At 73.8% G+C, this 23918-nt stretch carries 24 protein-coding genes; 14 read left to right on the forward strand and 10 right to left on the reverse strand.

What is annotated here, in order from left to right; translation table 11 throughout:
* Positions 1-65: 65 nt before the first annotated feature.
* From NUT86_RS07200 to NUT86_RS07210, 3 genes are all read right to left on the reverse strand, one after another.
* Positions 66-260 carry a CsbD family protein gene (locus NUT86_RS07200; RefSeq protein ID WP_018090813.1) on the reverse strand — a complete coding sequence of 65 codons (195 nt, stop codon included), beginning with the start codon at positions 258-260 and terminating at the stop codon, positions 66-68.
* Between the two features lie 131 nt (positions 261-391).
* The gene (locus tag NUT86_RS07205; RefSeq protein ID WP_381285341.1) at positions 392-2410 is read right to left on the reverse strand and encodes a helix-turn-helix domain-containing protein; all 2019 of its coding nucleotides are present in this window, start codon (positions 2408-2410) and stop codon (positions 392-394) included.
* Positions 2411-2474: 64 nt separating this feature from the next.
* Complete coding sequence (locus tag NUT86_RS07210) at positions 2475-3269, reverse strand: 3-hydroxybutyrate dehydrogenase (protein ID WP_266449076.1); 795 nt, start codon at positions 3267-3269, stop codon at positions 2475-2477.
* Between the two features lie 245 nt (positions 3270-3514).
* On the opposite strand from NUT86_RS07210, the gene NUT86_RS07215 reads away from it, so the two are divergent.
* Positions 3515-4048 carry a hypothetical protein gene (locus NUT86_RS07215; RefSeq protein ID WP_159489590.1) on the forward strand — a complete coding sequence of 178 codons (534 nt, stop codon included), beginning with the start codon at positions 3515-3517 and terminating at the stop codon, positions 4046-4048.
* A 45-nt stretch (positions 4049-4093) separates the two neighbouring features.
* On the opposite strand, the gene NUT86_RS07220 is transcribed toward NUT86_RS07215, so the two are convergent.
* The 3 genes from NUT86_RS07220 to NUT86_RS07230 all read right to left on the reverse strand — a co-directional run bounded on the left by NUT86_RS07220 (position 4094) and on the right by NUT86_RS07230 (position 6234).
* Positions 4094-4597, reverse strand: a complete 504-nt coding sequence (locus tag NUT86_RS07220; protein WP_274734213.1) for an NUDIX hydrolase — start codon at positions 4595-4597, stop codon at positions 4094-4096.
* 76 nt (positions 4598-4673) lie between these two features.
* Positions 4674-5291 carry a hypothetical protein gene (locus tag NUT86_RS07225; RefSeq protein WP_018090818.1) on the reverse strand — a complete coding sequence of 206 codons (618 nt, stop codon included), beginning with the start codon at positions 5289-5291 and terminating at the stop codon, positions 4674-4676.
* 94 nt (positions 5292-5385) lie between these two features.
* Positions 5386-6234 carry a glutamate racemase gene (locus NUT86_RS07230; protein WP_018090819.1) on the reverse strand — a complete coding sequence of 283 codons (849 nt, stop codon included), beginning with the start codon at positions 6232-6234 and terminating at the stop codon, positions 5386-5388.
* Between the two features lie 170 nt (positions 6235-6404).
* Between NUT86_RS07230 and NUT86_RS07235 the strand changes: the two genes are divergently transcribed.
* Positions 6405-7553, forward strand: a complete 1149-nt coding sequence (locus NUT86_RS07235; protein ID WP_274740398.1) for a glycosyltransferase — start codon at positions 6405-6407, stop codon at positions 7551-7553.
* A 22-nt stretch (positions 7554-7575) separates the two neighbouring features.
* On the opposite strand, the gene NUT86_RS07240 is transcribed toward NUT86_RS07235, so the two are convergent.
* Positions 7576-9036 carry a TerD family protein gene (locus NUT86_RS07240; protein WP_274734214.1) on the reverse strand — a complete coding sequence of 487 codons (1461 nt, stop codon included), beginning with the start codon at positions 9034-9036 and terminating at the stop codon, positions 7576-7578.
* A gap of 241 nt (positions 9037-9277) precedes the next feature.
* Here NUT86_RS07240 and NUT86_RS07245 point away from each other — a divergent pair, with 241 nt between their 5' ends.
* The 6 genes from NUT86_RS07245 (at position 9278) to NUT86_RS07270 (ending at position 15430) form a co-directional block, all read left to right on the forward strand.
* On the forward strand, positions 9278-9727 hold the full coding sequence (locus NUT86_RS07245) for a DUF6643 family protein (protein ID WP_018090822.1): 450 nt from the start codon (positions 9278-9280) through the stop codon (positions 9725-9727).
* Between the two features lie 47 nt (positions 9728-9774).
* Positions 9775-10599: an MOSC domain-containing protein gene (locus NUT86_RS07250; RefSeq protein ID WP_018090823.1), complete on the forward strand. Its 825-nt coding sequence runs from the start codon at positions 9775-9777 to the stop codon at positions 10597-10599.
* 132 nt (positions 10600-10731) lie between these two features.
* On the forward strand, positions 10732-11622 hold the full coding sequence (locus tag NUT86_RS07255; RefSeq protein WP_274734215.1) for an MEDS domain-containing protein: 891 nt from the start codon (positions 10732-10734) through the stop codon (positions 11620-11622).
* Positions 11616-12056 carry an ATP-binding protein gene (locus tag NUT86_RS07260; RefSeq protein WP_018090825.1) on the forward strand — a complete coding sequence of 147 codons (441 nt, stop codon included), beginning with the start codon at positions 11616-11618 and terminating at the stop codon, positions 12054-12056. The genes NUT86_RS07255 and NUT86_RS07260 overlap by 7 nt, the downstream gene beginning before the upstream one ends.
* A 173-nt stretch (positions 12057-12229) precedes the next feature.
* On the forward strand, positions 12230-12823 hold the full coding sequence (locus tag NUT86_RS07265; RefSeq protein WP_148591700.1) for an Rv1733c family protein: 594 nt from the start codon (positions 12230-12232) through the stop codon (positions 12821-12823).
* A 168-nt stretch (positions 12824-12991) separates the two neighbouring features.
* Positions 12992-15430 (forward strand): right-handed parallel beta-helix repeat-containing protein, encoded by a 2439-nt coding sequence (locus tag NUT86_RS07270; RefSeq protein ID WP_274734216.1) that lies wholly within the window; start codon positions 12992-12994, stop codon positions 15428-15430.
* On the opposite strand, the gene NUT86_RS07275 is transcribed toward NUT86_RS07270, so the two are convergent.
* Positions 15400-17814, reverse strand: a complete 2415-nt coding sequence (locus tag NUT86_RS07275) for a hypothetical protein (RefSeq protein ID WP_381844347.1) — start codon at positions 17812-17814, stop codon at positions 15400-15402. The two genes, NUT86_RS07270 and NUT86_RS07275, sit on opposite strands and share 31 nt — an antisense overlap.
* Before the next feature lie 468 nt (positions 17815-18282).
* On the opposite strand from NUT86_RS07275, the gene NUT86_RS07280 reads away from it, so the two are divergent.
* Both NUT86_RS07280 and NUT86_RS07285 read left to right on the forward strand, forming a co-directional pair.
* Positions 18283-19128: a DeoR/GlpR family DNA-binding transcription regulator gene (locus NUT86_RS07280; protein ID WP_018090829.1), complete on the forward strand. Its 846-nt coding sequence runs from the start codon at positions 18283-18285 to the stop codon at positions 19126-19128.
* A gap of 62 nt (positions 19129-19190) precedes the next feature.
* A complete protein-coding gene (locus tag NUT86_RS07285) occupies positions 19191-19664 on the forward strand; it encodes an SRPBCC family protein (RefSeq protein ID WP_274734217.1) in 474 nt (157 codons plus the stop codon).
* Between the two features lie 110 nt (positions 19665-19774).
* On the opposite strand, the gene NUT86_RS07290 is transcribed toward NUT86_RS07285, so the two are convergent.
* On the reverse strand, positions 19775-20932 hold the full coding sequence (locus NUT86_RS07290; protein WP_274734218.1) for a PLP-dependent cysteine synthase family protein: 1158 nt from the start codon (positions 20930-20932) through the stop codon (positions 19775-19777).
* Positions 20933-21171: 239 nt separating this feature from the next.
* On the opposite strand from NUT86_RS07290, the gene NUT86_RS07295 reads away from it, so the two are divergent.
* The gene (locus NUT86_RS07295) at positions 21172-21459 is read left to right on the forward strand and encodes a hypothetical protein (RefSeq protein WP_018090832.1); all 288 of its coding nucleotides are present in this window, start codon (positions 21172-21174) and stop codon (positions 21457-21459) included.
* A 176-nt stretch (positions 21460-21635) separates the two neighbouring features.
* Entirely contained in the window at positions 21636-22142 is a 507-nt protein-coding gene (locus NUT86_RS07300) for an ATP-binding protein (protein ID WP_051104172.1), read from the forward strand.
* Positions 22143-22272: 130 nt separating this feature from the next.
* On the opposite strand, the gene NUT86_RS07305 is transcribed toward NUT86_RS07300, so the two are convergent.
* Positions 22273-22578 (reverse strand): SHOCT domain-containing protein, encoded by a 306-nt coding sequence (locus NUT86_RS07305; protein ID WP_274734219.1) that lies wholly within the window; start codon positions 22576-22578, stop codon positions 22273-22275.
* A gap of 290 nt (positions 22579-22868) precedes the next feature.
* On the opposite strand from NUT86_RS07305, the gene NUT86_RS07310 reads away from it, so the two are divergent.
* Both NUT86_RS07310 and NUT86_RS07315 read left to right on the forward strand, forming a co-directional pair.
* Complete coding sequence (locus NUT86_RS07310) at positions 22869-23459, forward strand: TetR/AcrR family transcriptional regulator (RefSeq protein ID WP_274734220.1); 591 nt, start codon at positions 22869-22871, stop codon at positions 23457-23459.
* Between the two features lie 29 nt (positions 23460-23488).
* Positions 23489-23887: a (R)-mandelonitrile lyase gene (locus NUT86_RS07315; RefSeq protein ID WP_274734221.1), complete on the forward strand. Its 399-nt coding sequence runs from the start codon at positions 23489-23491 to the stop codon at positions 23885-23887.
* The last annotated feature ends 31 nt before the right edge of the window (positions 23888-23918 follow it).

Genomic DNA, 23918 nt, shown 5'->3' on the forward strand with positions numbered 1-23918 from the left:
GGGCGTGGCGGGCCCGGGGACGCTCCGGGAGACGGGGCACAGGTCCGCCACGCCCCCGCCGGGCGTCAGGAGCGGCTCTTGCCCTTCAGGGAGTCCTTCATCCCCTGGAGGTTCTCCTTGGCGTCGCTCATCGCGCCCTTGGACCTGCCCTTGGCCTCGTCCGCACGGCCTTCGCCCTTCAGCCGCTCGTTGCCCGTGATCTTGCCGGCCTTCTGCTTGGCCTTGCCCTTCATCTTGTCCATGGCACCTTTGTCACCCATGTCGCACTCCTCTGTCCGGTGGGAAGGGGGGAAGCTTCGGCACCACGCTGCCGCAGGTCGCGACGGCGCGCACCCGGAGGCGGCCATCGGTACGGACCGCCCGTGAGCCCGGTGCCGGTCGACGCCCCCCGCTACGCGCCGGTATCGCCCGCCACGCCGGAGGAGAGCTGGTGCAGCCGCAGCGCCAGCTGGATCTCCAGGGCGCGTGCCGGGGTCTGCCAGTCGGGGCCCAGCAGCCGGCTCACCCGGTCCAGGCGCTGCGCGACGGTGTTCACATGGACGTGCAGCGCGTCCTTGGTGCGGGCCGGGCTCATACCGCAGGCGAAGTAGGCACCGAGGGTCCGCAGCAGTTCCGTACCGCGGCGGGCGTCGTAGTCGGTGACCGCGCCGAGCGTGCGGTGGACGAAGCCGTCCACATCGCGGGTGTCGGCCAGCAGCAGCCCGAGGAAGCCGAAGTCGGCGGCGGCCGCCCCCTGGCCGGCCCGGCCCAGCGCCCCCAGTGCCTCCCGGCAGCGTCGGGCCTCCGCGTAGGCGTCCGCGACCGCCGCGGGGCGGGCGGCGGGCGCCGGGACCGGAGCCGAGGCGCCCACCGTGACCGGCAGGTGCAGCGCGGCACCGAGCCGGGCGGCGGTCTCGCGGGCGGTGTGTGCCGGGTCGTCGTCGGGGCCGAGCGGCAGCAGCAGGACGGCGCCACCGTCCCGTACGGCGGCCAGGCCCCGGCGGGTGGCGGCGAGATGGGAGGCCGCCGACCGGAGCCGGTGGCGGTCGGTGCCGTGGGAGTGCGCGTCGTCCGGCCGCGGCCCGTCGGTCCGGGCGGCCAGGACGACATGCGGCGCGTCCAGGTCCGCGCCGACCCGGGCGGCGCGTTCCCGGAGCAGCCGGGGGTCGCGGTCCGCCGCGTTCAGCAGGTCGTCCAACAGCTCACCGCGCACCCGCTGTTCGGCCTCGCCGGCGGTCCGCCGGGCGAGCAGGAGCAGCGAGGTGACCATGGCGGCCCGCTCCAGGGTCCGCTGGTCGACCGGGTCGAGGGCCGGATGGCCCCGCAGCACGAGCGCGCCCAGCACCTCGCCGCCCGCCCCGACCGCCGCGACCCAGTCCGCGCCGTCCCGTACGGCGTGCCCGTCGGCGCGCGAGCGGTCCAGTGCCTCGGCCGGTGCCCCGCCGGGCTCGGTGAACTCGACCTCGCCGTGCAGGACTTCCGCCACCGCCCCGGCGACGTCCTGGACCCCGCCGCCGCGCAGCACCAGTTCGGTCAGCCGGTCATGGACGTCCGAGGCGCGCTCGATGACCGCGCTGCGGTCACGGATGATCTCGTTCGCGGCCTCCAGTTCGGTGAGTGTCTTACGGGTCTCGGCAAGGAGGTTGGCGGTGTCGATGGCGACGGCGGCATGCGCCGCATGGGCGGCGAGCAGCGCGATCTGGCCGTGTTCGAAGACCCGCTCGCGCCGGTCGGCGGCGAACAGCACCCCGATCACACCGCTGCCGAGCATCAGCGGCACCCCGAGTATCGCCACCAGCCCCTCGTCCTGGACGCCGGAGTCGATGGTGTGCGTGTGCCGGAACCGCTCGTCGTGGAAGTAGCTGTCGGTGACGTACGGGCGGGCGGTCTGTGCGACCAGTCCGCCCAGGCCCTCGCCCATGCCGAGCCGCAGCTGCTGGAAGCGTGCCGAGACCGAGCCGTCGGTGACCCGCATATAGGTGTCACCGGCGGACGGGTCGTTGAGGGTGAGGTAGGCGACCTCGGTGCCCAGTAGGGAGCGGGCCCGGCGCACGATCGCGCGCAGCACCGCGTCGAGGTCCCGCAGCCCGGCCAGGTCGTGCGCGGTGGCGTAGAGGGCGGACAGCTCGGCCTCGCGCCGCCGGCGGTCCTCCAGTTCGGCGCGCACCCGCAGCGCGAGGAGCTTGGCCCGCTCCAGGGCGGCGAGCCGGCCGGCGGCGGCACCCCCGGCGCGGGCGCGCAGCACCGGGCGCTCGTACTCTTCGGCCGCGGCACCGGTGGCCAGCAGCCCGAGGAACGGTGCCTCGGCCGGGTCGTGGGCGGGATCGCCGGCCAGGGTGCCCTCCGGGGCGTACGGAACGGGCACCGGTCGCGGGGTGTTCCCGGCCCCGGGACCCGGCTCGGGCGTCGGCTGTTCGGTGGGCATGGTCACAGGGATACCTCCGGGTCGTCGCGGTGCGCCAGCCTCCCGCCGCCCGGGTACGGACCGGTGCCGCTCAGTGCGCGGTCCAGCCCCCGTCCAGGGCGAGCGAGGTGCCCGTCACGAAGGACGCCTGCGGGGTGCAGAGATACGCGACGGCCTCGGCGACCTCCGCCGGTTCGAGCAGCCGCTTCAGGGCGGAGTCGGCGAGCAGGATGTCGGCCAGTACGCGCTCCTCGGGGATGCCGTGTGCGGCGGCCTGGTCGGCGATCTGCCGTTCGACGAGGGGTGTGCGGACATATCCGGGATTGACGCAGTTGCTGGTCACGCCGTGCGGGGCGCCCTCCAGGGCCGCGGTCTTGGACAGCCCTTCCAGGCCGTGCTTGGCGGCGACATACGCGGACTTGTAGGGGGACGCCCGCAGTCCGTGCACGGAGGAGATGTTGATGACGCGGCCCCAGCCCTGTGCGTACATATGGGGCAGCGCACCCCGCAGCAGCCGGAAGGGCGCCTCCAGCATCACGGTCAGCACCTGGTGGAAGACCTCGGGCGGGAACTCCTCGATGGGCCGGACGAGCTGGAGGCCCGCGTTGTTGACGAGCAGATCGGTGCCGGCCGCGGCCCGCTCGGCGGCGTCCAGATCGGTCAGATCCAGCGGGCACGGTTCGATGCGGCCGGGGGCGCCGTTCGGGTGATCCGTCACGAGGCGGGTCAGGCCGTCGGTGTCCCGGTCGACCGCGCGCACCGTGGCGCCGGCCGCGGCCAGCCGCAGCGCGCAGGCGCGTCCGATGCCACCGGCCGCGCCGGTGACGAGAGCGGTACGGCCGTCGAGGTCGAGGGATACCGGGCCTGGGGTGCCGATCACGGTCATGTCCGCACCCTAGGCAGCGACCGGGCCGGCACCGATGTGGTGCGGCACCACACTTCGCGGGCCGGGTGTGGCGGCGGCACCTGCCGGGCGGTGCGCCGGCGGCCGGGGCCCTGGCGCCTTCCGCGCACCGGTCCACGGCGCGTGCCCTTCACCCGACCGGCCGTCCCGGATCGCACGGCGCCCGGCGGGCTCCTAGCCTCGTCAGCGTGCCGTCTGCGCACCGCCCCGCCACAAGGGAGGCCGACATGCGGAGGCTCATCGCCGTGCCGACCGTGCTGTTCGCGCTGGCCGCCGCGGGCTGCGGGGACGCGGACGGCGGCAAGGACACGACGGCCGCGAGGTCCTCCCCCACGGGCGCCGGCCCGGACGGTGGGCCGGGCTCCGCCTCCCCCACCGTCCCCGGGCAGCCGGTGGACTGCGGTGAGCTCGCCGACGCGCTGGGCGCGGAAGGAGACGTCACCCTCTTCGCCGATCCCGGGGCCGGCGGCACGGTGGGCTGCGCGGAGGCCCGTCAGGTGATGTCCGAGTTCTTTCTGCGCGCGCCGCGGGAGGCACAGGACGACCGGGGCACGCTCTCCGTACGGGGCTGGTTCTGCCAGTACGAGAGCGGCCCCACCGGCACCTGGATCACGACCTGCCGCAAGGACAAGCGGGAGATGCACACGGAGGAGCCGCCCGGCAGCACCGAGGAGCCCGGTTCCCCGGACGGTTCCCAGCTGCCGCCGCTTCCCGACGAGTCGTCCGACCCGCTGGACGAGCCGTCGACGGAGGAGCTGTAGCCCGTCGCCCGACGGCCTGAACCCCCGGAGACGACGGCCGGGGGCTCAGGCTTCCGGGTGCCGGCCCGGCCGCTCCTCCTCCATCCCGTGGAACCACGCCGGCCCGGCCTCCATCGCCCGCTTGATCCGGGTCAGCGCGTACTCCTCCAGCTCCGGCAGGGCGTCCACGGCGAACCAGCCCACCTCCAGCGACTCGTCGTCATTGACCCGCGCCTCACCGCCGACCGCCCGGCAGCGCAGCGTCACGTCCATGAACTGGCAGACATCGCCGTTGGGGTAGTGGGTGGGCGGCATGGTCTCGACGAGGACGATGCCCTCGGGAACGACCCGGACGGCGGTCTCCTCGTAGACCTCCCGCACCGCGGTCTCGGCGGGCTGCTCACCGGGCTCGGGGATGCCCCCGATCACCGACCAGCCGCCGGTGTCGACCCGCTTGCCCAGCAGGACACGGCCCTGGCCGTCGAAGACGACCGCGCTCACCCCCGGCAGCCAGAGGAGCTGCCGGCCGATGGAGTTCCGGAGATCACGAATGAAGTCGGGGGTTGCCATGGTCCGACCCTACGGGACGTCCCCGGTCCTCCACGGCCCGCAGCGCACGTGCGCTGCCCACCCGTCGGCGCGGCACTCAGGTGCCCGCCGGGGTCCCCTCACGCGGCCGGAGCCGGCCCCGGATCGCCCGGACGGCGCCCTCGGCGTCATCGACGGTGACGGTGAAGGTCATCCCGTCGCCGAGCTGGAGCACCACGCCCTCACCCCGGCGGACGACCACGGCCGTGCCCTGCTCGGGGCGCCAGCGGTAGCCCCAGCCGCCCCAGTGGCGGGGGGTGACCTGGGGGGTGAAATCGGCGCCGACGACGGTGTCGAGCGGGATGCGGCGGCGCGGTACCCCTATATGGCCGCACCGCACTTCCAGGCAGTCCTTGTCGACGCGTACCGCGACATGGACGAAGGCGAGCGTGCCGAAGAGCACCAGCAGACCGGCCGCGACACAGCCGACCACCGACATCACCAGGGGCGCACGCCCCGAGGTCCAGTTGCTCTCGACGGCGAGCAGGATGCCCAGCGCCAGACAGGCCGCGCCGATCCCGGCCAGCAGCCACTGGATGCGGTTGGTGGCGCTGCCGTGCCAGACCTCGGGGATCTCGGCATGGGAGCCGCCGGCGGGGCGCGCTCCGCTGTCGGCGCCGTCGGTACTGCTGTGGTGTCCGGGGGCTGCTGCCCCCTCGTGGGGGTGGTCCCTCATGAAACGCAGCGTACGCGTCTTTGCACACCATGGCAGTGCTTCGGACGGCCCCGTTCCGGCCCGGGTTGCGCTACGGGCGACGTCATGGGTGACGTCAGCGGGGGGCCGCCGCGGTGGCCCCGTCGGCCGCGGGGGCGGCCGGTACCGCGGCCCCGGGCGCGAGGTCCGTACGGCTCCGGGCGAGCAGCCGGCCCTCCGCGTAGGCGAGCGCCTCGGCCGGCAGTCCGGCGGGGCGGCCGCTGAGGATCACGCTGAGGGCGCCGGTCGGAGCGGCCGCCGGGGCCGGCTCGGCACCGATGCGGCGCAGCGCCTGGGCGGCGACCGCCTCGGCCGAACCGTGCAGGACCAGCGCGGGGGCGCCCGGCTGCTGGAGGGCGGCGCGGATGCGCTCGGCGACCAGCTCGTAATGGGTGCAGCCCAGGACCACGGTCCGCACGTCCCGTGGGGTGAGATGGGCGGCGGCCGCGATGGCGGCGTCGATCGCGGCCTCGTCGGCGGCCTGGACCGCGTCGGCGAGCCCCGGGCAGGGCACACCGGTGACGTCCGCACCGCGTCCGAACCGGTCGATCAGATCCCGCTGGTAGGGGCTGCCGGTGGTGGCGGGGGTCGCCCAGATGGCGACGGGACCGCCGCCGGCCGCGGCGGGCTTGATCGCCGGGACGGTGCCGATGACCGGGATCTGCGGTTCCAGTTCGGCGCGGAGGGCTGGCAGGGCATGCACGGACGCGGTGTTGCAGGCGACGATCAGGGCGTCGGGGCGGTGCGCGGCCGCCGAGCGGGCCACGGCCAGGGCGTGTGCGGTGACATCGTCGGGGGTGCGGGGGCCCCAGGGCATCCCGTCGGGGTCGGAGGAGAGGACCAGATCGGCGTCCGGCCGCAGTCGCCGCATCGCGGCGGCCGCCGCGAGCAGCCCGGTCCCGGAGTCCATCAGCGCGATCTTCACGCGGACACTTTACTCAGCCGCCCGTCCGGCTTGTCATACCGGGCGGAACGGGCGAGTGCCCCCGGTGGCCGCCCTCCCGGCCCCGTCCCTCCCCCGCCGCCCCGTTCCGACACCGTGTCGAGCGCCGCCGCGCGACGAGTGCGGTGCGGCAGACTGCGGCCGTGGGAGCGATGGAGTGGATCGGTGCCGGGTCCCTGCTGGCCTGGGTGTGGCTGCTGCTGGGTCAGGGCTTCTTCTGGCGGACGGACGTCCGGCTGCCGGAACGCCGGGATCCGGAGCGCTGGCCGTCGGTCGCGGTGGTCGTCCCGGCGCGGGACGAGGCCGCGGTGCTGCCGGACAGCCTGCCGTCGCTGCTCGGGCAGAAGTACCCGGGCCGGGCCGAGGTGTTCCTCGTCGACGACGGCAGTACAGACGGGACCGGCGCGCTGGCCCGGCGACTGGCGGCCGCGCGGGGCGGGCTGCCGCTGACGGTGTCCTCGCCCGGCGAGCCCGAGCCGGGGTGGACGGGGAAGCTGTGGGCGGTACGGCACGGGATGGCACTGGCGCGGGAGCGCGTCGCGCCCGAGTACCTGCTGCTGACCGACGCGGATATCGCGCACGACCCGGACAGTCTGCGGGAGTTGGTGGCGGCGGCCCGGTCGGCGCGGCTGGACCTGGTCTCACAGATGGCGCGGCTGCGGGTGGTGACGTTCTGGGAGCGGCTGATCGTGCCGGCGTTCGTCTACTTCTTCGGGCAGCTGTACCCGTTCCGCCGGGTCAACCGGCACGGGGCGCGGACCGCGGCGGCGGCCGGCGGCTGTGTGCTGCTGCGCGCGGAGGCCGCCGAGCGGGCGGGCATCCCGGAGGCGATCCGGCACGCGGTGATCGACGATGTGGCGCTGGCGCGGGCGGTCAAGCGCGGCGGCGGGCGGATCTGGCTGGGGCTGGCGGACCGGGTGGACAGCGTGCGGCCGTATCCGCGGCCGGCAGAGCTGTGGCAGATGGTCTCGCGCAGCGCGTACGCCCAACTCCGGCACCGGCCACTGCTGCTGCTCGGCACGGTCCTCGGTCTCGCCCTGGTCTATCTGGTGCCGCCCGTCGCGCTGGTGGCCGGACTGGCCGGCAGCGGTCCGGCGCTCGCGGCGTCGGGCGGGGCCGCCTGGGCGCTGATGTGCGGGACGTATCTGCCGATGCTGCGCTACTACGGGCAGCCGCTGTGGGCGGCGCCGCTGCTGCCCTTCACCGCGCTGCTCTATCTGCTGATGACGGTGGACTCGGCGGTGCAGCACTACCGGGGGCGCGGCGCGGCATGGAAGGGCCGGACGTACCCGGCGCCCTGAGCCGCGCCCCCGGCGCCGCCGCTCACTTGCGGGCCGGTGACCAGTCCAGCCCCCAGCCGTAGGCCTGGTCGACGGTGCGCTGCGGGCTGACACCGGGGTCGGGGACGAGGTAGCGGGCCTCGCGCTGGACGACGAGTTCGCTGCCGGTGTTGGTGATCATGGCCAGCGCGCAGACGTTGGACGGCACCGTGCAGGCGTCCAGCGTGAAGTCGACCGGGGCGCCGTGCTGGGGCTGGAGGGTGACGGTCGCGCTCAGCCCCTCGAAGCTGCGGGCGCCGGCGTAGACGGTGACGAAGATCAGGACGCGCTTGATGCGGTCCTGGTGGTCGAGGTTGATCGTCATGTTCTCACCGGCCGCGACGGCGCCGGTGCGGTCGTCCCCGTCGAGCTGGATGTACGGCGGGGCGTGCAGGGCGCCGAAGTTGTTGCCCAGCGGATGGATCACACCGGCGGAGCCGTCGGTGAGTTGGTAGAGGGCGCACAGATCGAGGTCGAGCTCCCCGGACGGCGGCAGCAGCGCCCCGCGGGCACCCATGGCCTCCATCGCTTTTCGGCCAAGTTTCTTGCCCAACCGCTTGCCCGCCGATCCGGCGCTCCAGTTGAGGTTCACCCGCATCGCGCCGGAGGTGCCGCCCTGCTTCGTCAGGGAGACCGCCGGGGCGTCCTTCGTGAGGGTGACCTTCGTCAGACGAACGGCCGGCGGTGCGGGGGCGGGCGCGGGCTGCCCCGGCGGGGGCGGGACGGACGCCGCCGGCTGGCCCGTCGGCAACGGGGGCGCGGGGGCCGCCGGCGGCGGCGCCATGGGGGCCGCGGGCGCCGGGGGCGGCGGTGCCATCGGAGGCGCGGGCGCCATGGCCGGGGGCGGCGGAGCGGGCGCGGCGGGGGCCGGGGCGGGCGCGGTGGGAGCCGGGGCAGGCGCGGCGGGGGCCGGGGCGGGCGCCGGGGGCTGCGGCGCCGCCGGCTCCTCGACGCTGATGCCGAAGTCGGTGGCCAGGCCGGCCAGCCCGGTGTCGTACCCCTGCCCCACCGCACGGAACTTCCAGGCGCCCTGGCGCCGGTAGAGCTCGCCGAGGACGAAGGCGGTCTCGGCGCCCGCGTCCTGGCTGTCGAAGCGGGCGAGCTCGGCACCGCCCGCGGCGTCCAGCACCCGGATGTGCAGCCCCGGGACACTGCCGAAGCTGCCGCCGTCGGCGGAGGCGGCGAGCACCACCTTGTCGACGGCGGGTTCGACGGCGGCCAGATCGACGGCGAGGCAGTCGGTCATCGCGCCGCCGGCCTGCCGCTTGCCTTCGTGGCGTACGGCGCCGGAGGCGTGCGCGGGCTGGTTGTAGAAGACGAAGTCTGCGTCGTCGCGGACCTTTCCGGACACCAGCAGCAGGGCGGAGGCGTCCACGTCGGGTGCCCCCGGGGCCGCCTGCCAGCCCAGTTCGACCCGGACCGCCGGGGCCGGGACCGGAACGTTGCTGCCCTTGAGCATCGACATCGCCGCGCCTTCCTCTCGTCCGCCGTACCCCGTAGGTCGGGGCACCCCCAACCTACTTGGCCGATTCCGAACGTCCCTTGTTCACCTGCGAGAAGCGAGGTCTTTACAGGATCCCTACGGGCGATCGCGACCGATTTCCGCAAGTTCGCTCACATTGGCGCTCCATGGCCACTCCGAACACGTAAAACAACCCTCTTTCCAGACTCCCCAATCGGCACATCGTGGGCTTAACTTATGAGGCATGACCTCCCCCCGCTCTACCTACGGCGGCGGCTACTACGCTTCGCCTTCCTTCCCGGACACCCCGATCTACGACAGCCTCGTCGCCGAACGCGGCACACCGCAGATCGCCCCGATCCGGGTGAACCCCTCCCCTTACGACACGGGCTCGTCCTATTTGCCGGCGCTGCCCTCGGCGCTGCCGGCACTTCCGGCCGCGCCTTCCCACCCCTCGCCCGGGCAGGGTTACCCAGGAGCGGCCGCGCAGCCGGTCGCCCCGCTGCAGCAGGCCCCGGCGCCGTACATCCCGCAGCAGGCGGGCGTCCGCGGCTATCCGTCCCCGCAACAGCAGCAGCCCCAGCGCCCGCCCATGGGCACGGGGTACGAGGCGATGCGCCCGGCCGCTCCGGTCGCGCCCCGCCCCGCGCCCTACGACGATCCGTACGGCCGCCAGTACCCCCGCGGGTACTGACCTGGGCGATCGGTCAACTGTCCGAGGCGGCTGGCAGGATGGCAGACATGCCCAATCCTGCGCTCCAGTCGATCCATCTCTACCCGGTCAAATCCATTGCGGGGTCCGGTCCCGGCGAGGCGGTAGTGGAGCCGTGGGGGCTCGCCGGGGACCGACGCTGGCTGCTGGTGGATGCCGAGGGCAGGCAGGTCACCCAACGACAGCAGCCGACCCTGGCGTTGGCGCGCGCCGAGGGGCTGCCCGGCGGTGCCCTCCGGCTCACCGCGCCCGGGAGGCGGCCGTTGACGGTCGCGGTGCCCGGGCCCGCGGAGACGGTCCCGGTCGAGGTCTGGAAGGACGAGGTCGAAGCGGTGCCCGCGGGCCCGGAGGCGGCCGAGTGGTTCAGCGGGTATCTGGGCGCCGAGTGCCGGCTGGTGTATCTCGACGCCCCGGAGAAGCGCCGGCCCATCGACCCGGCGTACTCCGTACCCGGTGAGACGGTCAGCTTCGCCGACGGCTTCCCGCTGCTGCTGACGACCACCTCGTCGCTGAACGCCCTCAACTCGCTCATCGCGCAGGGCGACCACCCCGACGAGGGCCCGCTGCCCATGAACCGTTTCCGGCCCAATGTGGTGGTGGACGGCACCGCGCCCTGGGCGGAAGACGACTGGCACCGGGTCCGCATCGGCGAGGTGGACTTCGCGGTGGCCAAGCCCAGCGCACGCTGCGTGGTCACGACAACCGACCAGCGCACCGCCGAGCGCGGCAAGGAGCCGCTGCGGACGCTCGCCCACCATCGCCGCTTCGGTGACCGGCTGGTCTTCGGCCAGAATCTGATACCTCGTGGGACCGGCACGATCCGGATCGGCGACCCGTTCGAGATACTCGGCTGACGGGCCGGCGCGCGCCCCGCGCCATGGGCGTCCGAGGCGACCGGCGGGCCGCCGCGGCGTGACCACCTCTCCGCGGTGTGCGCCCGGCGACGCCGGCGGAGAGGCCGGCGGAAGACGGAGAGCTGTGGGCCGATGGCTGCGAGGGACACCGGATGCGACCGCCTCCTGCCTGTCCAGCATCTGCGGCCCGGGGACCACGCCTTTGTGAGTTACGGCGATGACGAGGTGCGCTGGGAGGTCGTCACGGCGTTCGTACGGCTCGGGCTGGCCCGCGGCGAGAAGGTCCTGGTCCTCCCCTGCCCCGGGGTGCCGGCCGACGAGGTGCTGGCCCGGATCGACTTCCCCAGCCGCAGCACGGTCCCGGCGCGCGAGCGCGGCCAGTTGGTGGTGAGCAGTATGCGCGAGGTGATCCGGCCCGACACGGAGCTCACCGCCGCGCGCCAGATGAGCCGGCTGCGCGCGGAGACGGACCGGGCGACGGCCGAGGGCCATACGGGCCTGCGGGCCTTCATCGACATGGGCTGGGTGCGCGCGCTCGGCGCGGACGTCCAGGTGATGGCCGCCCGAGAGACCGGCGCCCACGCTCTCTTCAGCGGCCGCCCGTACACCGAGATATGTGCCTACGACCGCCGCCGGTTCGACCGCACCCTGCTGACGGCCATGGAACGGGCCCATCCCCGTGTGCTCCTGGAGCGGCTGGGCAGCCTGCGGTCGACGCGCGGACCGGACGGGACGCTGCACTTCATCGGCGAGGCGGACGCCACGCACCGGCCCGCGGTCGGCAGAGCCCTGGAGATATCGCTGGCGCAGACCGCACCGGCCCGGCGGCTCACCGTCGATCTGACCCGGCTGCACTTCCTGTCGGTCGGCTGCGCCGTCGGCCTGCTCACCCTGGCCCGCGGCGCAGCGGGCCATGAGCTGATCGAGGTGCGCTGCGACCGCGGGCAGCGCCGGATGCTGCGGCGGCTGGGTGCCGGGACGGTGTCACGGCTGGTGCTGACGGAGGTGGTGCGCCCGTGGTGAGCTCCGGTCCGGCCGAGGTGCCGGCGGAGGAGTCCGGCCGCCCGCTTTTGCAGCGGCGCTTCACCGCCCGGCTGCTGCCCCAACTGCGGCTGCTGGTCGAGGAGTGCGCGGCCCGGGAGGGCCTGTGCGAGCCACGGCGCGGCGAATTCGTGCTGGCGGTGGACGAGATCGCGGGGAACGCCGTGGAGCATGCGGGCGGCTCGGGACGGCTGGAGCTGCGGCAGGTGGGCGATGAGCTGGAGTGCCGGATCAGCGACGCGGGGCCCGGGTTCAGCGAGGAGGTGATCCCCGAGCTGCTGCCCGGCCTGGACGGCGCGACGAAGGGGCGCGGGCTGTGGCTGGCGCGCCTGGTGGCGGACCGGTTCGCGGTCACGGGCGGGGCGGGGACGGGCGCGACGGGCGCCGTGGTGACGGTGGCGGTACGGCTGCGCTGACCGGGCAGGACTCCGGCCCGGCAGGCGCGGCGCGAGCGGGCCGGGGACGCGCTCCGTACGTCCGGGAGATGCCCTTTGTACGCGGTGATGTTGCTCTCTCTTCGCAGAACTCTCGCATGGACCACCCCTGATGCGGTATTCACGGACACGGAGAGGGGGCAACGATGCGAGCGATGAGAGGTGTATGGCGCTGGCGGCGCAACCCGCTGCGGCGCCGGACCGACCGGCTCGAGGCCTGGGTGGCGCTCGTCGCGGCCCTCCTGATCGTCCTCGGGGCGACCTCCGCGGGCTGGCTCACCGGGCGGTCCGCGCAGGGCGCACTGCTGGAGACCGTACGCATACAGCACCAGCAGCGGCATCTGGTGTGGGTCACGGTCGACCGGCTGATCTCGCGGGCCCCGCTCGACCCCGACCCCGAGACCTCCTCGCAGCGCGACGCGCACCGCCGGGTCCTCGGCCGCTGGACGGCCCCGGACGGCAGCGCGCACCTCGGGCAGCTCGCCGCGCCCCGTCCGGTGGAGACCGGTGAGCGGTTCCGGATCTGGACGGACGACCGGGGCCGGGTGGTGCCGCGGCCGATGGACACCGGGACGGCGGGGGCCCATGCGGTGCTGGCCGGGCTGGGAACCACGGCCGGGGTCGGCATGATGATCGAGGGTGCCCGGCGGATGATCGTCTGGCAGCTGATGGTGCGTCGTTTCCGCCGCTGGGACCAGGAGTGGAAGCGCGCGGGCCAGGACTGGGGCCGGGCCGACGCGGGCAGTTGAGCGCCCGCGTCATCAGGCTGCTGACCGTGTCAACTGCCGCCCGCCGGGCGCGCTACGGTGGTGGCGCCAGCCTCTCGGCTGGGGCCTCGCAGACCGGAATACGGACATCCGCGGACGGATGGGTGCCGGGCCGACAACCGCCGCACGAAGTGGGGACACGACAGCGCCATGGCACAGGGCTCGGTCCAGGTGACGCACTCCGGAACCTCGCGTTGGCGACGCCGTACAGGGGAGTACAGCTCGCTCGCCGCCGCCCTGGAGGCCGCCGGGGACGGAGATGTGCTGACCGTCCCGGCCGGTACCTACCGCGAGAATCTGGTGCTGGTGCGCGCGGTGACCCTGCGCGGCCCGGACGGGGCGCGCGGTTCGGTGCGGATCGCCCCGTCCGACGGTGTGGCGCTGACGGTACGCGCCTCGGCCACCGTCCACGATCTGCATCTGGAGGCGACGGATTCGGCGTCGCCCGCGCTGCTGGTGGAGGACGGCGCCCCGGAGCTGGCCGGCCTGCGGGTGGTGACCCGGTCCGCGTCCGGCATCGAGGTCCGCGGCGGCGCCCGCCCCACGGTGCGCCGCTGCACGGTCGACAACGCGGGCGGAGTGGGCATCAGCGTCCTGGACGGCGCCGGCGGTGTCTTCGAGGAGTGCGAGGTGATGGCCGCCGGGCAGGCCGGAGTGGCGGTGCGCGGCGGGGCCCACCCCCGACTGGAGAACTGCCGGATCCACCACGCCTCGGGCGCCGGACTGTCGCTGCACGGTGAGGGCAGCGCGGTCGAGGCGGTGGGCTGCGAGCTGTACGAGATCAAGGGCGCGGGGATCCAGGTCGCGTCCCGGGCCACCGGGCACTTCACCGACTGCACGGTCCACCGCACCTCGGCCGACGGCGTCACCCTGGACACCGATGCGGTCCTCACCCTCGCCGACTGCGACATCCACGACATCCCGGAGAACGCCGTCGATCTGCGGTCCCGTTCGGTGCTGACGCTGACCCGCAGCACGGTGCGGCACTTCGGGCGCAACGGGCTGTCCGTCTGGGACCCGGGCACCCGCGTCGACGCCAACCAGTGCGAGATCCACGACAGCACGGGCGACTACCCGGCGGTGTGGGTGAGCGACGGCGCCACCGCCGTGCTGGACGCGACCCGGGTGCACGACGTCCCGGACGCCCTGTTCGTCCTGGACCGGGGCTCCCGCGCCGATGTCGTCGACTGCGATATCGCCCAGGTCCGCAACACCGCGGTGTCGGTGAGCGACGGGGCGACCGTGCAGCTGGACGACTGCCGGATCCGGGAGGCCGCGACGGGGGCCTGGTTCCGCGACCACGGCAGTGGCGGCACGCTCGCCAACTGCACCATCGACGGTGCGCAGACCGGCGTGATCGTCACCAAGGGCGCGGACCCCACCATCGAGGGCTGCACGGTCAGTTCACCGGCCGAGGCCGGGTTCTATGTCTCCGCCGAGGGCCGCGGCAGCTTCCAGGGCTGCCGGGTCACCGGGAGTTCGGGCTTCGGCTTCCATGTGATCGACGGCTGCCGTACGACGCTGACACGCTGCCGTACGGAGCGGTGTGCGCGCGGCGGCTACGAGTTCGCCGAGGGCGGGGCCGGGCAGGGCGACGGGCCGACGGTCCAGGACTGCACCAGCGACGAGAGCCGGGCCGTGCCGGCACCGGGCACCGGCGCGACGGCGCCCGCGGTACAGCAGATGACCCAGACGGCCGGGCTGCTGGGCAACGTCCCGGCGCAGGGCCCGCCGCCGCCCGCACCGGCGCCGGTGGCCGCGGAACCGGCCGTCAGCAGCCGGCCCTCCGACGAGGTGCTGGGGGAGCTGGACACCCTCGTGGGGCTGGAGAGCGTCAAGCGTGAGGTGCGCAGCCTGATCAACATGATCGAGGTGGGGCGCCGCCGGCAGGAGGCGGGGCTGAAGGCCGCCTCGGTGCGCCGCCATCTGGTCTTCACCGGCTCCCCCGGTACCGGCAAGACGACCGTGGCCCGGCTGTACGGCGAAATCCTGGCGTCCTTGGCGGTGTTGGAGCGCGGGCATCTGGTCGAGGTGTCCCGGGTGGACCTGGTGGGCGAGCACATCGGCTCGACGGCGATCCGTACCCAGGAGGCGTTCGACCGGGCGCGTGGCGGGGTGCTGTTCATCGACGAGGCGTATGCCCTCTCCCCCGAGGACTCCGGACGGGACTTCGGGAAGGAGGCCATCGACACCCTCGTGAAGCTGATGGAGGACCACCGGGACGCGGTGGTGGTGATCGTGGCGGGCTACACCGCCGAGATGGAGCGCTTCCTGGCGGTCAACCCCGGTGTGGCGTCCCGTTTTTCACGGACCATCACCTTTGGCGACTATGCGCCCGAGGAGCTGCTGCGGATCGTCGAGCAGCAGGGCGAGGAGCATGAATACCACCTCGCCGAGGGTGCCGGCGAGGCGCTGCTGAAGTACTTCACGGCGCTGCCCAAGGGCCCCTCCTTCGGCAACGGCCGTACCGCGCGGCAGACGTTCGAGGCGATGGTCGAGCGGCACGCGGGCCGGGTGGCGCAGCTGACCGACCCGAGCACCGACGACCTGACCCTCCTCTACGCGGACGACCTTCCCGAACTCCCCTGAGCCGGACGCACCTCCGGGCGGTCGTCAGCGGGTCGCTGGCACGGCACGTCCGGGCCGAGCCGGGCGATCAGCTCGGCACGGACCGTCTCGAAGACCGGGTCGGCCTGGTAGTCGCCATGGCCCAGGATCTGGGCGGGCAGCGGGTTCTGCAGGGTGCGGCCGAAGGCGAGCGGGTCGCGCAGCGGCCCCTGGTCGATCCGCCGGCCGTCCTCGCAGGTGAGCCGGATCGGGCCGCCGATGGGGTCGGTGAAGCGCCACAGATTGCGCCAGTCGTCCATCTCGCGGTGCAGTCCGGTCAGCGCGGGCGGCCCGAAGAAGGCGGGGAACCAGCGTCCGTAGAGACGCTCCAGGGGGCTGCCGTACGTCATCAGGGCGACGCGGCTGCGGGTGACCAGGTCCAGCTGCCAGACCGCGGCGGCCGCCAGCACACTGCCCTGGGAGTGCCCGGAGAGCACCAGCCGGCCGTCGAACCGCTCGGTCCAGGTGGCCATCCGCCAGGTGAGGTCGGGGACGGCGCGCTCGGCGTAGCAGGGCGGTGCGAAGGGGTGGGCGGCGCGGGGCCAGAACGTGCCGACGTCCCACAGGATGCCGATGGTGCGGCGGGCGGAGTGATCCCGGTAGGCACGCCGGCCCGCCGTGATCAGCAGTATGACCCCGGCGCCCATCAGCCAGGACCCCAGGGATTCCGCGGTCTCGGCGGCGGCGTGCACAACGGGCGGCGCGCCTTCGGTGGCACGGCCCGGCGCCCGGCCGGTGAGCCAGGCGCCGACCACCGCACCGGCCCCGAGGACGAGGGTGACGGCGGAGGTGGCCGCGATCAGGACGGGCGCGGAATCGGTGAGTCCGGCGCCGGCGATGGTGGCGGCGATGCGCTTGGTACGGCCCGCGTCGGGGTGCTCGCGCGGGTCGTAGAGCCCGGGGATGTCCTTGGCCACCCGGTTGCGGACGATCACCACTCGGACGGCGGCGAGCACGGCGACCACGGCGACGACGACCAGCAGCACGGGGATGACCGAGGCCTGCCAGGACAGCAGGACCGGCGGCCCGGGGATGGGGGCGTGCGCCTGGCCGGGGGTCGCACCGCCGTCCAGCCAGTCCGCGAAGCGCTGGGCCACGCCCCCGGACAGCACCCCGCCGACCGCACAGGCCAGCAGGGCGACGGCGGGCCCGCCCATACCGCGCAGCGCGGTGCGGGCGTCGTCACGGGCGGCGCGCTGCAGGACCCAGGCCGTCACCGCCAGCGCCAGGACCAGCACGCCCTGGAAGACGGCGATCCCGCCGAAGGCGGCGGCGCCGGGCAGCGGACCGTGGCTGTGGGCGCCGGGGCGCGCCCAGCCGGTGTGCACCATGGTCAGCGCCAGCACCCCCAGGGCGGCGAACGGCAGCGCCCGTACGACCAGGTGGTCCGAGGCGACGTCCGGCGCGTCCTCGCTGCGGGCGGTGCGCCAGACCACCACCAGGGTGGCGGCGGCGAGCAGGATGACCAGGGTGGTCAGGGCCCGGCCGGTGACCGCGAGGACGGTGCGGCCGTCGTCCCCGTCGGCCTTCGCGGCGGCGGCGAGCAGTACGGCGGCCACGGTCAGCACACCGGCCGTGGTGTGTGCGGCGCGCAGTCTGGCGACCAGCCGGCGGCCGTACCAGAAGCCCTCGCGGCTGAGCGCGGTGCGTTCGGCGACCGGGGTGTCGCGGGAGGTACCGGGCAGCCGCGGCGGCGGTGAGGCGGATTCGTAGGCGCTCCAGGTGCGGCGGGAGAGCCCCCACAGGAAGCCGATGACGAGCAGCGGCACCACGGACGCGAGCGCGAGACGGCGGCCCGGGGCGCTCCACCAGCCGGAGTTGTCGGGGCTGAGGAAGCCCATCCAGGATTTGCCGGAGGCGCAGACGGTGGTGCCCGCGCACTGCCAGGCCGTGAGGTCGAGGGCGACCTCGCAGGCCGCGGCGGCGAGCAGGACCGTGAGGGTGAGGGCGAGGATGCGTACGAGCAGGTCGTAGATCCGCTGGGCCGGGTGCTCGGGCGGGGCGGCCGGGCGCATCCAGTGGGCGAGGTTGGCGACCATGAAGGGCACCAGGATCAGCCACAGGGCGCGGGCGCCGTTGCCCGAGGTGAGGTTGGACCAGCAGTACGCCTCGCGGACCGGCTCGACGCGGTAGTCGTCGGGCCGTTGCTCGGCGTCCGCGTCCTCGGTGCGGCGGTAGCAGGCGGCGGTGTCGTCGCCGGTGATCAGCTGGACGCGTGGGTCACCGAGCATCTCCTGGGCGGTGGTGCCCCCGACGCCGTGCACCAGCAGCTCCAGGGAGAGCTGTGGTGCGTTGTCCGGTGGCCCATCTCCTGGGCTGCCAGGGTCCGTTGGGCGGGCGTGCGGTGTCGGGTCCGCGGTCTCCACTGAATTCCCCCGTAGTCCGTGCGGCGCCGAGCGGTGCGACGCCCCCAGGATTGTCTCTTCCCCTTGTACGCACATCCAGCACCACCTCGGGGTGGCGTTCTGGCGAAGGTGTCGGGGCTTCGTCTCGCGCTCTCGCGCGTCCCCCTCCCACCCCCGAACCCACCCCCGCCCCCTCCCCCGAAGGGGGAGAGGGGGAGGGGGCGGGGGAGCAACCGGAGGCGGACACGACCAGCTCCGAGGGAGGCGGGCACGAGCCAGCTCAGAAAGCGCCACCACCACACCCCTCACCCCACCCCAGTCCCCCGCCTCCGCCCATCCCCCTTTCCCCCACCCGCGCCGAACCGCCTCACCCGACAACGCCGTCACTGTCAGTGCCTCGTGCGAGGATGAGGGCATCAGTGATCGCAGGCGGCAAAGCCAGCGCGTACGACCCGACACAGCGAGCCGGGGCGGAAGGGACGGGCCGGGGTGAGCGACAACCAGAATCTCCTCGCGGAGCAGCGGCGTGCCCTGATTCTCGACGAGGTCAGACGACGGGGCGGGGTGCGGGTCAATGAGCTGACCCGCAAGCTGAGCGTGTCGGACATGACGGTCCGTCGCGATCTGGACGCGCTGGCCCGGCAGGGCCTGGTGGAGAAGGTGCACGGCGGCGCGGTGCCGGTCAGCGAGCCGAGCGCGCACGAGCCCGGTTTCGAGGCGAAGTCGGGGCTGGAGCTGAGCGCCAAGGAGGACATCGCCAAGGCGGCGGCCGAGATGGCGGCGCCGGGCAGCGCGATCGCGCTGGCGGGCGGCACGACCGCGTTCGCGCTGGCCCAGCAACTGCTGGAGGTGCCGGATCTGACAGTGGTGACGAATTCGGTGCGGGTGGCCGATGTGTTCTACACCGCGCAGCGGGCGGCGGCCAGCGGTGGCACGGGACCGCGCGCGGGTGCCGCGACGGTCGTGCTGACGGGCGGCGTGCGTACGCCGTCGGACACCCTGGTGGGCCCGGTGGCGGACGCCGCGATCCGGTCGCTGCATTTCGATGTGCTCTTCCTCGGGGTGCACGGCATATCGGTCGAGGCGGGTCTGTCGACGCCGAATCTGGCGGAGGCGGAGACCAACCGGCATTTCGTGCGGTCCGCGCGGCGGGTGGTGGTGGTCGCCGACCACACCAAGTGGGGCACGGTCGGCCTGAGTTCGTTCGCGACGCTGGATCAGGTGGATGTCCTGGTGACGGATGCCGGGCTGCCCGCGGGGGCGCGTGCGGAGTTCGCGGAGCTGCCGCCGGAGCTGGTGGTGGCGGGCGAGCAGCCGGAGGACGCAGACATCTGACGGGCCGCCAGCTAGGGTGTGCGCGCAGACCCGCCGACCGTCCCGTAGGGGGTGCTCGTCCCATGGCACGCCGACTCCGCCCCGTCGAGCTCGACTTCGTCGAATCCGCCCCGCTGCGGCTGGTGTTCACCGCGGAGGTCAGCGCGCCGCCGAAGGCGGTGTATGCGGCGCTGGCGGACGATGTGGCCGGCTGGTCGTGCTGGTTCACCGGCGTGGCGCGCTCGGCGCCTACACAGGGCGGCACGGGCAGGGAGGTGCGGCTGACCGGCGGCACCCGCTTCACCGAGACGGTCCTGGCGGCCGAGCCCGACGCGCATTACGCCTACCGCGTCGACACCACCAACGCCCCTGGTCTGCGGGCCCTGTTGGAGGACTGGCGGCTGGCACCGGCGGGCGGCGGCACCCGGCTGCGGTGGACGTTCGCGGCGGACGGCCCGGCGCCGTTCCGCTTTCTGCTGACGCTGGCCAGGCCCGGTCTGGGCCGCGCCTTCCGGGGGTCGGCACGGGCCCTGGACCGCAGGCTCACCCGGTCCTGAGCCGACCCCCACCGCCCACCCGCAGGCTCACCCGGCCCTGAGCCGGCTCCCCGCAACCCACCCTCAGGCTCACCCGCCCCTGAGCCGGTCCCCACCGCCCGCCCGGAGGTTCAGGCGGACCAGGAGCCGGTGGTCAGGAACTCGTCGAGGGTGCGCGCGTAGGGCGTGATGTCCAAGCCCTGGGAGGCCAGCCAGTCGTCGGAGTAGTACTTGTCGAGGTAGCGGTCACCGGGGTCGCACAGCAGGGTGACGACGGATCCCTTGCGGCCCTCGGCGACCATCTCGGCGACGATCTTCAGGGCGCTCCACAACCCGGTGCCGGTCGAACCGCCCGCCTTGCGGCCTATCGCGGTCTCCAGGGCGCGTACGGCCGCGACACTGGCCGCGTCCGGGACCTTCATCATCCGGTCTATGGCGCCGGGCACGAAGCTCGGCTCCATCCGCGGCCGCCCGATGCCCTCGATGCGCGAGGCGGTGGCGCAGTCGGTCTTGGCGTCGCCGGTGAGCCAGCCGTCGAAGAAACAGGAGTTCTCCGGGTCGGGGACGCAGATGCGGGTGTCGTACTGCATGTAGTGGACATAGCGGGCGATGGTCGCGGAGGTGCCGCCGGTGCCCGCGGTCGCCACGATCCAGGCGGGCTCGGGATAGCGTTCGAGCCGCAGTTGCTGGTAGATCGACTCGGCGATGTTGTTGTTGCCGCGCCAGTCGGTGGCCCGTTCCGCGTAGGTGAACTGGTCCATGTAGTGGCCGCCGGACTCGGCGGCGAGCCGGGCGGAGACCTCGTAGACGGTCCGCGGGTCCTGCACCAGATGGCAGGTGCCGCCGTGGAACTCGATCAGCCGGGTCTTCTCACGGCTGGTGGTGGCCGGCATCACCGCGATGAACGGCACCCCGATGAGGGAGGCGAAGTACGCCTCGGAGACGGCCGTGGAGCCGCTGGAGGACTCGATGACGGGCTTGCCGGGGCGGATCCAGCCGTTGCACAGCCCGTAGAGGAACAGCGAGCGGGCCAGTCGGTGCTTGAGGCTGCCGGTGGGGTGCGTCGACTCGTCCTTGAGGTAGAGGTCGATGCCCCACTTCTCGGGCAGCGGGAAGCGCAGCAGATGGGTGTCGGCGGTGCGGTTGGCATCCGCCTGGACCTTGCGGACGGCTTCTTTGAGCCAGCTGCGGTAGTCCGGATCCGTGCGGTCGACGTCGACGGTCGGTATCGGGGCTTCGCTCGCGGCCTCGTGGTCAGGCCGGCTCTGCGGCTGCTGTGCGGTGCTCACCGGCGCGCTCCTCTGGGTGTGGAAGCCCGCGGACAACGGCGGGCCGATTCCGACTATAGCCACCCGCCGCACGCTTCTCACCTGCATAAACATCGCTTTGAGATACCCCAAGGAGGCCGTGGGGCAGGGCCGTTGTGCGCACTGCGCACCGGGGCCACTGGTGCGCCGGGCGCGGTAGCGGCAGACTTCCCCCAAGGGGCGGTGGAGGGCAGCTGCCCGTCTACCGAGGAGGTGCCGGCATGGCGGAGCCTGAGTTCAACGCGACCGGCGTACGGATCGAGCGGTGGCTGCGGTCCCTGACCCGCGCCGGTCAGGTCGTCATCAGCGACGGCAGACTGGCGCTGCTGACCAGCTACGGCACGGAGATCGACAGTGCCCCGCTGCAGGCCGTACAGGCCCATAAGCCGCTGTTCGCGGCACGGGACCGGGCGCTCGCCACGCTCAACGGCCACCGCTACTCGCTCACGCTCGGCGCCCCGGAGCTCTTCTTCAAGGCCCTGGAGGCGGCGCGCCCGCCCCACCCCTGACGGCCTTGCTCCGGCCGTGGAGGTGCGGTTGCGGGAGCGCTCCGGCTGCCTGACCCTGGACTCGTATCACTGAGGGTTCACCAGCGGTGACGCTGTGGCGCAGTCGGCATCGCTGGATCCGATCTTCGCCCCTGCCCGGTATGAGGGGCGCCCGGCCTCATCAGGGAGTCGCGGTCGTGATCAGGCAGCCCAGCAGGCACTGCACGGTGGAGCTCCAAGCCGTTCCGGCTCGCATCGGACATGTGCGCAGAATCGTCTCCGCCCAGCTGCGGTACTGGCGTCTCGATGCCCTGATAGACCCGGCGGCGCTCGGGGTGACCGAACTCCTCGCCAATGTGCACCGGCACGCCCGTCCCAGCAAACAGTGCACCGTGGAACTGTGCGTTCTTCTTGATCAGTTGACGGTCTCGGTGCACGACGAGGACCCCCGGCTGCCCCGGATCCGGGTCGCCGAGAGCTGGGAGACCTGCGGTCGCGGTCTGGCGCTGATCGCGGCGCTCAGCGAGAGCTGGGGGGTGCGCCCGGACGGCAGCGGCAAGGTCGTGTGGTTCACCCTTCCGGCCCTGATCACGGCGCCCGAAGAGGTCCGTGCGGTCCGCGGGTGCGGGGAGCCCCTGCCACAGGAGGACGCCCGTACGGCGGCCGGCTCACACATCCGGATACGGGGCACCAAGGTCGGCTGACGGGCCGCCGTCGGCCGCCGCCCACCGGGCCGTGCCGCCGCGGCGGGCGTCCGGCGTATCCCCCTGCCGCGCCTGCCGGTTGACCTCCGGCGGCCGGCCCGGACGGCGCGGCGGTCCGGGCCGGCGGCGGTCACGCCGCGCCCCCCTTGGGGCCTGCGGCGAAGTGTTCCTCCAGGACGGAGAGCCGGCGCCAGTACTCCTCCTCGTCGATCTCACCCGAGGCGAAGCGCCGCCCGAGCACGGCGAGCGGCGAGGGCGTCTCGGCGCGGGCGGGGTACTGCGGGCCGCGGAACTGCCGGCCGGGCCCGCCATGGCGCCATACGGTGCGGCGCAGCAGTGTCACCACGCCGAAGATGACCAGCGCCCAGAGGACGGGGACGAACAGGATCCAGGGGCCGGGGCCGCCTCCGGACCAGGGGTCGGCGAGCTCGGACATCGCGATCAGCTCCTCGGTGGGCAGATGTTTCCGGGGCCTTCCGGTCCCGGGCGGACCGGGGACTTCCGGTCTTCTCCGAGACTCGCCTCCAGGGGCCCGCCGGTCGTCGTACGGCCAGCGGCTCCTTCCGTACGACCCGGGAAGTACGCGGGCCACCGGCGGCTGCTCCCGGCCGCCCGGACGCGCGGCCGTGGACGCACGACTGCCCGGACACGCGGGGTTCCGCCCACCGCCCTCCCGCCGCCCACCCACTCTTGATCACTGTAACTACTAGTATGTACAGTGCCGTCATGAGCACCCAGGAACCGCCCGGCACACAGGAACGGCTCGTCCGGAGCACCCAGGAGCTGCTGTGGGAGCGGGGCTATGTCGGCACCAGTCCCAAGGCGATCCTGGAGCGCGCTGGCGTCGGCCAGGGCAGCATGTACCACCACTTCTCGGGCAAGTCCGCTCTCGCCCTGGCGGCGATCCGGCGTACCGCGGAGGAGCTGAAGCACGCCTCCGAGGAGTGCCTGGCCGCACCCGGCACGGCGTATGACCGCGTAGCGGCGTATCTGCTGCGCGAGCGGCAGGTGCTGCGCGGCTGCCCGGTCGGCCGGATGACGCAGGACCGCGATGTGGTGCAGAGCGCCGAGCTGCGCCGCCCGCTGGACGAGATGTTCGACTGGCTGCGGGAGCGGATCACCGAGGTCCTCACCGAGGGACAGCGGCGTGGCGAGCTCGCCGCCGCGCTCGATCCGGCGGCGACGGCCGCGACCGTGGCGGCCGTTGTCCAGGGCGGCTATGTGCTGGCCCGCGCCGCCGATGACACCGCGCCGTTCGACGCGGCCGTACAGGGCGTGCTGGCCCTGCTCGCCGCACAGGTCCCCGCCGCCGGCTGAACGCCCCAACCACCAGGAGTTACCTCCCCATGGAGATCACCCGACAGCGCCCCGCCAGCAGGCCGGGACCCGCCGCGCACTTCACCGGCAGTGTCTGGCTGGACGAGATCGCGGCGCCGCCCGCGCCGTCCCGGCTCCGGATGTTCAGCGTCCACTTCGCGCCCGGCGCCCACACCGCCTGGCACACCCACCCGCACGGCCAGGTCCTCCACATCACCGAGGGCGCCGGTCTGGTGCAGCGCGCGGGCGGCCCCGTCGAGCCGGTGCGCGCCGGCGACACCGTCTGGATCGCACCGGGCGAACGGCACTGGCACGGCGCGGCACCGGACACCTTCATGACCCACCTGGCGACGGTCGAGGCAGCCGGCGACGGCACCGCCGCGGAGTGGGCCGAACTGGTCGACGCCCAGGAGTACCCCGGCGGGTGACCACCCACCGCAGAGCCACCTCCCTCCGCCC

Origin of the sequence: Streptomyces sp. G7(2002) (genome assembly GCF_028870195.1) — a bacterium.
Classification (GTDB): domain Bacteria; phylum Actinomycetota; class Actinomycetes; order Streptomycetales; family Streptomycetaceae; genus Streptomyces; species Streptomyces nigrescens.

What these genes read in the sequence shown, in the direction of transcription:
- NUT86_RS07240 (WP_274734214.1), bottom strand. Translation starts at nt 9,036, where the DNA reads ATGTCGATGCTCAAGGGCAGCAACGTTCCGGTCCCGGCCCCGGCGGTC.
- NUT86_RS07310 (WP_274734220.1), top strand. Translation starts at nt 22,869, where the DNA reads ATGAGCACCCAGGAACCGCCCGGCACACAGGAACGGCTCGTCCGGAGC.
- NUT86_RS07220 (WP_274734213.1), bottom strand. Translation starts at nt 4,597, where the DNA reads ATGGCAACCCCCGACTTCATTCGTGATCTCCGGAACTCCATCGGCCGG.
- NUT86_RS07225 (WP_018090818.1), bottom strand. Translation starts at nt 5,291, where the DNA reads ATGAGGGACCACCCCCACGAGGGGGCAGCAGCCCCCGGACACCACAGC.
- NUT86_RS07270 (WP_274734216.1), top strand. Translation starts at nt 12,992, where the DNA reads ATGGCACAGGGCTCGGTCCAGGTGACGCACTCCGGAACCTCGCGTTGG.
- NUT86_RS07255 (WP_274734215.1), top strand. Translation starts at nt 10,732, where the DNA reads ATGGCTGCGAGGGACACCGGATGCGACCGCCTCCTGCCTGTCCAGCAT.
- NUT86_RS07285 (WP_274734217.1), top strand. Translation starts at nt 19,191, where the DNA reads ATGGCACGCCGACTCCGCCCCGTCGAGCTCGACTTCGTCGAATCCGCC.
- NUT86_RS07305 (WP_274734219.1), bottom strand. Translation starts at nt 22,578, where the DNA reads ATGTCCGAGCTCGCCGACCCCTGGTCCGGAGGCGGCCCCGGCCCCTGG.
- NUT86_RS07265 (WP_148591700.1), top strand. Translation starts at nt 12,230, where the DNA reads ATGAGAGGTGTATGGCGCTGGCGGCGCAACCCGCTGCGGCGCCGGACC.
- NUT86_RS07245 (WP_018090822.1), top strand. Translation starts at nt 9,278, where the DNA reads ATGACCTCCCCCCGCTCTACCTACGGCGGCGGCTACTACGCTTCGCCT.
- NUT86_RS07315 (WP_274734221.1), top strand. Translation starts at nt 23,489, where the DNA reads ATGGAGATCACCCGACAGCGCCCCGCCAGCAGGCCGGGACCCGCCGCG.
- NUT86_RS07295 (WP_018090832.1), top strand. Translation starts at nt 21,172, where the DNA reads ATGGCGGAGCCTGAGTTCAACGCGACCGGCGTACGGATCGAGCGGTGG.
- NUT86_RS07210 (WP_266449076.1), bottom strand. Translation starts at nt 3,269, where the DNA reads ATGACCGTGATCGGCACCCCAGGCCCGGTATCCCTCGACCTCGACGGC.
- NUT86_RS07250 (WP_018090823.1), top strand. Translation starts at nt 9,775, where the DNA reads ATGCCCAATCCTGCGCTCCAGTCGATCCATCTCTACCCGGTCAAATCC.
- NUT86_RS07235 (WP_274740398.1), top strand. Translation starts at nt 6,405, where the DNA reads ATGGAGTGGATCGGTGCCGGGTCCCTGCTGGCCTGGGTGTGGCTGCTG.
- NUT86_RS07200 (WP_018090813.1), bottom strand. Translation starts at nt 260, where the DNA reads ATGGGTGACAAAGGTGCCATGGACAAGATGAAGGGCAAGGCCAAGCAG.
- NUT86_RS07215 (WP_159489590.1), top strand. Translation starts at nt 3,515, where the DNA reads ATGCGGAGGCTCATCGCCGTGCCGACCGTGCTGTTCGCGCTGGCCGCC.